This window comes from Thiomonas sp. UBA7699, from assembly GCF_002482605.1.
GTDB classification, from domain to species: Bacteria; Pseudomonadota; Gammaproteobacteria; order Burkholderiales; family Burkholderiaceae_C; genus Thiomonas; species Thiomonas arsenitoxydans.
Genome location: NZ_DLGH01000005.1, coordinates 210,016 through 216,018, shown reverse-complemented (window position 1 = coordinate 216,018; position 6,003 = coordinate 210,016). Strand labels below are relative to the sequence as shown.

The window sequence follows — 6,003 nt, the reverse complement described above, 5'->3', positions numbered from 1 at the left end:
CTCAAGTCCGACGGTCTCCTAGCGGTGCGCCGATCATCGCGCCACCGCCAAATCCCATGATGGCAAAGCCGGTGGCCAGACCGCGACGATCCGGGAACCATTTGATGAGGGTCGAGACGGGCGTGATATAGCCCAGCCCCAGACCAATGCCTCCCAGTACGCCGGCCCCGAGAATCACCAGCCAGAGCTGATGGATGTAAATGCCGATGCCGCCGAGCACCAGGCCGCCGCCCCAGCACAGCGCGGCGATGAAACCGGCCTTGCGCGGGCCCGCATGTTCCAGCCAGGCGCCCCAGATGGCGGCCGAAATACCCAGAAAGGCGATGAATACTTCAAAGATGTGCGTCACCGACGGCACCGTCCAGTTGCAAGTCGTGGTGGTGAGATGGCCCCAGAAACCCATCGAGCCGCATACGGCAGGATCGGTGCCTCCAAGCAGCTTGCTCATCGGCAGCCAGAACACGGAGAAGCCATAGGCCATGCCGATACACAGGTGAATCGCAAGCGCGGCGGTAGGCACCAGCCAGCGGTTGAAATTGGGACCTGCAACCGTGCTTTCGCGGTCGAGCAAGCCCGGTTTAGAGAGGGGTGTGCTAAGAGAAGATGCCATTCATGACTCCAAGTTTGTCGTTGTTCCCCGGGATGCGGCGGCAGGAACTTTTGCCGCTGCAGGCCGCTTTATAGTGAAGTTCCGTGACTTTGTTGGCAAAGTTTGTCTGACATGTTGCGTTTTGTGCATATTAAAAAAAGCCGACAAGCGTCGGCTTTTGGTGGAGGTCTGCCCTCACAGGCAGACTACCCTGAAATTACTGATTGAACGCCGCGATCGTGGCCTGGTCGAGCACGCCCGATTCAGGCAGGCCGCGCGAATTCTGGAAGCGCTTGAGCTCAGCGCGGGTTCGCGGTCCCATGACGCCGTCGGGCGTACCGACCGGAAAGCCCTGCGCGTTGAGCTTTTCCTGCGCCTGTTTGAGCGTCATGGTGGCGGGGGCGGTCTGCGTTGCGGCCACAGGCTGTGCGGCCGGGGTCGATCCGCCCTGCACGCCGAGCTGGCCGCCGGTGCCCAGTCCGCCTTTGACTTCCTGCGCTTTGTAGTTCTCGACGGCCTTGACGACACCGTTATACGAATCCATGAACGCCGCCACAATGACTTTGCCCTGCGCCGTGTTGGCATAACCGCCGCCGATGCCGCCCGCTGCGCCGCCAAACAAGCCGCCAATGGCGCCAAAATCCCAATTTTTCGCACTACCCTCGGCAGCAGCAAGCTGCACGCCTGAACGGTTGTCCACCAGCGTGAGCAGGGTGCTGGCTTCCTTGGCGCTGACGCTGCCGCCCACAATGGCCCCAACCGGGCCGAGCAGACCGCCCACTAAGCCGCCAATGCCGCCAGCGTTATTGTTCGAGAAGGTGATGGTCGGGCTCAGGGTGTAGTCCGCCGAAACCATTTGCCCCTTACCGAAGTTCGAGTTCTGCCGCAGCTCGCCCGATTGGGCCAGCGCGCGCTCTTGCATCATGTTGTTCATGGCGCGGCCACGATCGACCACCACAAAGCAGTTCGACTGCTGGATCATGAGCTTGAGCACCGGCGTGGTCGGGCCGAGCTGGTATTGGCTGGTGAGAATGCCGTACCAAGGTGTATTGGTGTCTTCCACCACGGCAATCGTGCCCAGCGGCGCGTTGCAGCGAGCGAGTTTGCTGTTCGCGTTCTGGCTGTTGGCGCCGCCAGCCGATCCTGTGGCTTCGGTTTTTGCAGCTTTTGATCCCATGTCCATGCTGGAACATGCGGCGAGGGAAAGGACCGCAGCTAGGGCTGTCAGGCGCTTGAATGGATGCATCATTGATCTGGACTCCAAGTTGTTATCGATGAAAAAGCGGGCCTGCCCGACTATCAGACGGCGCAGCCGCCAGATACTAGAAGTTTTTTATGGTGTTTTTCGGTCATAAACGCTTTCTGAGTGCGCAATCTTGACGAATTGTGGCTTTTTAAGCATTTCGATAGGCCGATATGCAAGGTTTGAGCCTGAAGCGACGCCATCGCATGAACGATGCGCATCAGGTTTCGGTGTCGCGCGCACAATAGAGGTTTAGCCGTCTTCAAGGCCCACAATCCATGACTTCACAACAAATCTCCCCCTTTGCCGAACTCGGCTTGCCCGAACCGTTGCTGCAAGCCCTGCGCGATGTGGGATATGAAACCCCGTCGCCCATTCAGGCGGCCACCATTCCGCCGCTGCTGGCTGGGCGCGACGTGCTCGGCCAGGCGCAGACCGGCACGGGCAAGACGGCGGCGTTTGCGCTGCCCATCCTGGCCAAGATCGATTGCAATGCACGCCACACCCAGGCGTTGGTGCTGGCGCCTACGCGCGAACTGGCCATTCAGGTGGCCGAAGCCTTTGCGCGCTATGCCGCGCATCTGCCGGGTTTCAACGTGCTGCCGATCTATGGCGGGCAAAGCTACGTGCCGCAGCTCGCCTCGCTCAAGCGGGGCGCGCATGTGGTGGTGGGCACGCCAGGGCGCATCATCGATCACCTGGAGCGGGGCACGCTCAAGCTCGACCAACTCGCGCACATGGTGCTCGACGAGGCCGATGAGATGCTGCGCATGGGCTTCATCGACGATGTCGAGTCCATCCTGAAAAAGACCCCGCCGCAGCGTCAGGTGGCGCTGTTTTCGGCCACCATGCCCTCGGCCATCCGCCGAATTGCACAAACCTATTTACGCGATCCGCAGGAGATCACCATCAAGGCGGCCACGACCACCGCCACGCACATTCAGCAGCGCTACTGGATGGTCAGCGGTCTGCACAAGCTCGATGCGCTCACCCGCATTCTGGAGGTCGAGCCGTTCGAAGGCATGATCATCTTCGCCCGCACCAAGCAGGCCACCGAGGAATTGGCCGAGAAGCTGGCAGCGCGTGGATTCACCGCAGCGGCGCTCAATGGCGACGTGCCGCAGGCGCTGCGCGAGCGCATGGTGCAGCGGCTCAAGGACGGGCAGCTCGACATCCTTGTCGCCACTGACGTGGCGGCGCGCGGGCTGGATGTGGAGCGCATCAGCCATGTGGTGAACTACGACATTCCGACGGATACCGAAAGCTACGTACACCGCATCGGCCGCACCGGTCGTGCGGGGCGCAGCGGCGACGCCATTCTGTTCGTTACCCCGCGCGAGCGGCATTTGCTGCGCGCCATCGAGCGGGCCACGCGCCAGCCCATCACGCAGATGCAGTTGCCCAGCACCGAAGCGGTGAATGACAGCCGCATCAGCCGCTTCATGGAGCGCATCACCGAGGCACGCGAGCAGGAAGGGTTGGAAGATTACCAGCGCCTGGTCGAGCGCTACGAGCAAGAGTTCGACATTCCGGCCATCGAGATTGCCGCCGCGCTGGCACGTATGGTGCAAGGCAACAAGCCGCTGCTCATGCGCCCGGGCAGTGAACCGTCCTACAACGCTGATACCCGCGAGGAGAGCCGCGCGCCACGCCGCGAGCGCGAACCGCGTGAGGGCCGCGAACCGCGCACGCCCCGCCCCGCGCGGGCCACACGCGAGGAGGGCCCTGCGGCGCGTGCGCCGCGTGAGCGCGCCAAGCCCCGCGATCTCGACGATTTCACCCAAACCCTGATGCAGGCGCGTGAAGCGGCCGATGCGGCGCCGCATTCGGCGCCGCGCGAGGCCGCGTCGGCCGAACATCCGGCGTACAGCGAGCGCACCGCGCGAGGCCCGCATACCGCCAGCGATGTGCGCTTCGAGACCTACCGGGTGGAAGTCGGACGCGATCATGGCGTGGAAGTGCGCAATCTGGTCGGCGCCATCGCAAACGAGGCCGGGCTTGAAAACAAGCACATCGGCAATATCGCCATTCGCGGCGACCACAGCTTTGTCGAGCTGCCCGAAGGCATGCCCAAGGATGTGTTCCGCACCCTGCAAAAAACCTGGGTGTGCGGGCGTCAACTGCAGCTCACCAAAGCCGAGCCGGTGCGCGATACCGCCCGGGAACGTCCGGCGGCCCGAGCGCCCGTACGACGTTTCGATTCGGGCGACACGTCGCCCGCGCCCAAGCGCCGCGCCGCGCCGATGCCCGGTGGCAAGTCGTTCAAGCGCAAGCCTTGACGCGGCGGGACGAAGCAGGGGTCTGAAAGCGCGGCGTCGGCAAAACGGATGCTCAACCGACTCTGGCTCGGCTTCTTTCTGGTGGCCGCCGTTGCGGCTCTGACGCGCTGGGCACTGGGCGATGCGGCGGTGTTCGCCGCGATCACCGACAGCCTGTTCGCCATGGCCAAGCTGTCGGTCGAGGTGATGGTGCTGCTGTTCGGCACGCTCACCTTGTGGCTGGGGCTGCTGCGCATCGCCGAGCGCGCGGGGCTGGTGGAGGTGCTGGCGCGGGCGCTGGGCCCGCTGTTCCGGCGGCTGATGCCGGAAGTGCCGCAAGGCCATCCGGCCATCGGCCTGATCACCCTGAACTTCGCCGCCAATGTGCTGGGGCTGGACAATGCCGCCACGCCCATCGGCCTGCGCGCCATGCGCGAATTGCAAACGCTCAACCCCAGTCAGGACACGGCGAGCAATGCGCAAATCCTGTTCCTGGTGCTCAATGCCTCGTCGCTGACGCTGCTGCCAGTGAGCATTTTCATGTACCGCGCGCAGCAGGGTGCGCCCGACCCGACGCTGGTGTTTCTGCCCATTCTCATCGCCACCAGCGCGTCTACGCTGACGGGGCTGCTCAGCGTGGCGTGGATGCAGCGGCTCAAACTCTGGGACCCGGTGGCGCTGGCCTATCTGGGCGGCGGTGCGCTGCTGTTGGGCGCGCTGCTCGCGGGGCTGGCGACGCTCAGCGCGGCGGCGCTGGCCAGCGTTTCGGCGCTGGTTGGCAACCTGGTGTTGTTCGGCGTCATCCTCGCCTTCCTGTTGGCGGGCGCGATCAAACGGGTGCCGGTGTACGAGGCCTTCATCGAAGGCGCCAAGGACGGCTTTGGTGTGGCGCGCGACCTGCTGCCCTATCTGGTAGCCATGCTGTGCGCTGTGGGGGTGTTGCGCGCCTCGGGCGCGCTGGGCTATGCGCTGGAGGGCATCCGCTGGGTGGTGCACGCGCTGGGCATGAACACCGACTTCGTCGCGGCGTTGCCCACGGCGCTGGTCAAGCCGTTTTCCGGCAGCGCCGCGCGCGCCATGCTGATCGAGACCATGCAGCATTACGGCGTGGACAGCTACCCGGCGCTGCTGGCCGCGACGATGCAGGGCAGCACCGAGACGACGTTCTACGTGGTGGCGGTGTACTTCGGCGCGGTGGGCATCAAACGCGTGCGCTACACCGTGGGTTGCGCACTGGCGGCCGATCTGGCCGGAGTGGTGGCCTCGATCGCGGTATGCGCGTGGTTCTTCGCGCCGCATTGATCGCTTGCAGCGCTACCGTCCGAGTTGGCGCAGCAGGTTGATGGCCTTGGGCTCTCCATGTTTGGCGACCAGTGCGGCCTTGATTTCCGGGAGCAAAGCGAGCAACTGGTCGGGCGTCTGGCATTGCTCGATCCTGAGTTGCAGTCCGTAGGCCTTGATCATGCCCAGATGGCTGCTCACCAGGCCGTTGATTTGCTCGTAAAGACTGGAAAAGTCGGCAGTGGTGTTGACCTTTGCGGACTGCACGTCGAGGGGCTCCAGCGCCAGTTCGGAGGGCAGTTCATCGTCATCGTGCAGAAATGAGTCTGCCTCATCCTCAACTTTGGGTGCTGCGATCAGTTCGAGGGCGAGCAGTTGCTCCAGCGCGTCTTCGGGAGCGGAGATGGCCTGCATCAACTCCCGCAGGGTTTGTACGTTGCGTTTGCAGTCCACCAGAAGCAGCACATTGCGCAACACACGCGATTGCAGAACCGCCCGCTTGGCGATCTCGTCCTGGCCCTTTTCGGTTTTGAATAACACGCTGTCTTGGCGCATGGCGGCGTCCTTCAGGCGAATACGAAACTACGCGGACTATATAGGGCTCGGCGTCGATTCGGTCGCCTGCGGCAGGC

General features: G+C 63.7%; 4 protein-coding genes and 1 pseudogene. 2 read left to right on the top strand and 3 right to left on the bottom strand.

Annotated features, from left to right (window positions below; translation table 11 throughout):
* Window positions 1-19: 19 nt before the first annotated feature.
* Window positions 20-610, bottom strand: a pseudogene (locus tag B3H47_RS02690) (MFS transporter); the annotation flags it as partial.
* 196 nt (window positions 611-806) lie between these two features.
* On the bottom strand, window positions 807-1,835 hold the full coding sequence (locus B3H47_RS02685) for a peptidoglycan-binding protein (RefSeq protein ID WP_041608707.1): 1,029 nt from the start codon (window positions 1,833-1,835) through the stop codon (window positions 807-809).
* Window positions 1,836-2,110: 275 nt separating this feature from the next.
* Between B3H47_RS02685 and B3H47_RS02680 the strand changes: the two genes are divergently transcribed.
* Window positions 2,111-4,111 carry a DEAD/DEAH box helicase gene (locus tag B3H47_RS02680; RefSeq protein ID WP_286985904.1) on the top strand — a complete coding sequence of 667 codons (2,001 nt, stop codon included), beginning with the start codon at window positions 2,111-2,113 and terminating at the stop codon, window positions 4,109-4,111.
* Between the two features lie 48 nt (window positions 4,112-4,159).
* Window positions 4,160-5,392, top strand: coding sequence for a nucleoside recognition domain-containing protein (locus B3H47_RS02675; protein ID WP_286985903.1), 1,233 nt, complete (start codon window positions 4,160-4,162; stop codon window positions 5,390-5,392).
* A 12-nt stretch (window positions 5,393-5,404) separates the two neighbouring features.
* On the opposite strand, the gene B3H47_RS02670 is transcribed toward B3H47_RS02675, so the two are convergent.
* On the bottom strand, window positions 5,405-5,926 hold the full coding sequence (locus B3H47_RS02670; protein ID WP_286985902.1) for a hypothetical protein: 522 nt from the start codon (window positions 5,924-5,926) through the stop codon (window positions 5,405-5,407).
* Window positions 5,927-6,003 lie beyond the last annotated feature (77 nt).

Coding starts and splice junctions, on each gene's coding strand:
- B3H47_RS02680 (WP_286985904.1), top strand. CDS start 2,111: ATGACTTCACAACAAATCTCCCCCTTTGCCGAACTCGGCTTGCCCGAA.
- B3H47_RS02675 (WP_286985903.1), top strand. CDS start 4,160: ATGCTCAACCGACTCTGGCTCGGCTTCTTTCTGGTGGCCGCCGTTGCG.
- B3H47_RS02685 (WP_041608707.1), bottom strand. CDS start 1,835: ATGCATCCATTCAAGCGCCTGACAGCCCTAGCTGCGGTCCTTTCCCTC.
- B3H47_RS02670 (WP_286985902.1), bottom strand. CDS start 5,926: ATGCGCCAAGACAGCGTGTTATTCAAAACCGAAAAGGGCCAGGACGAG.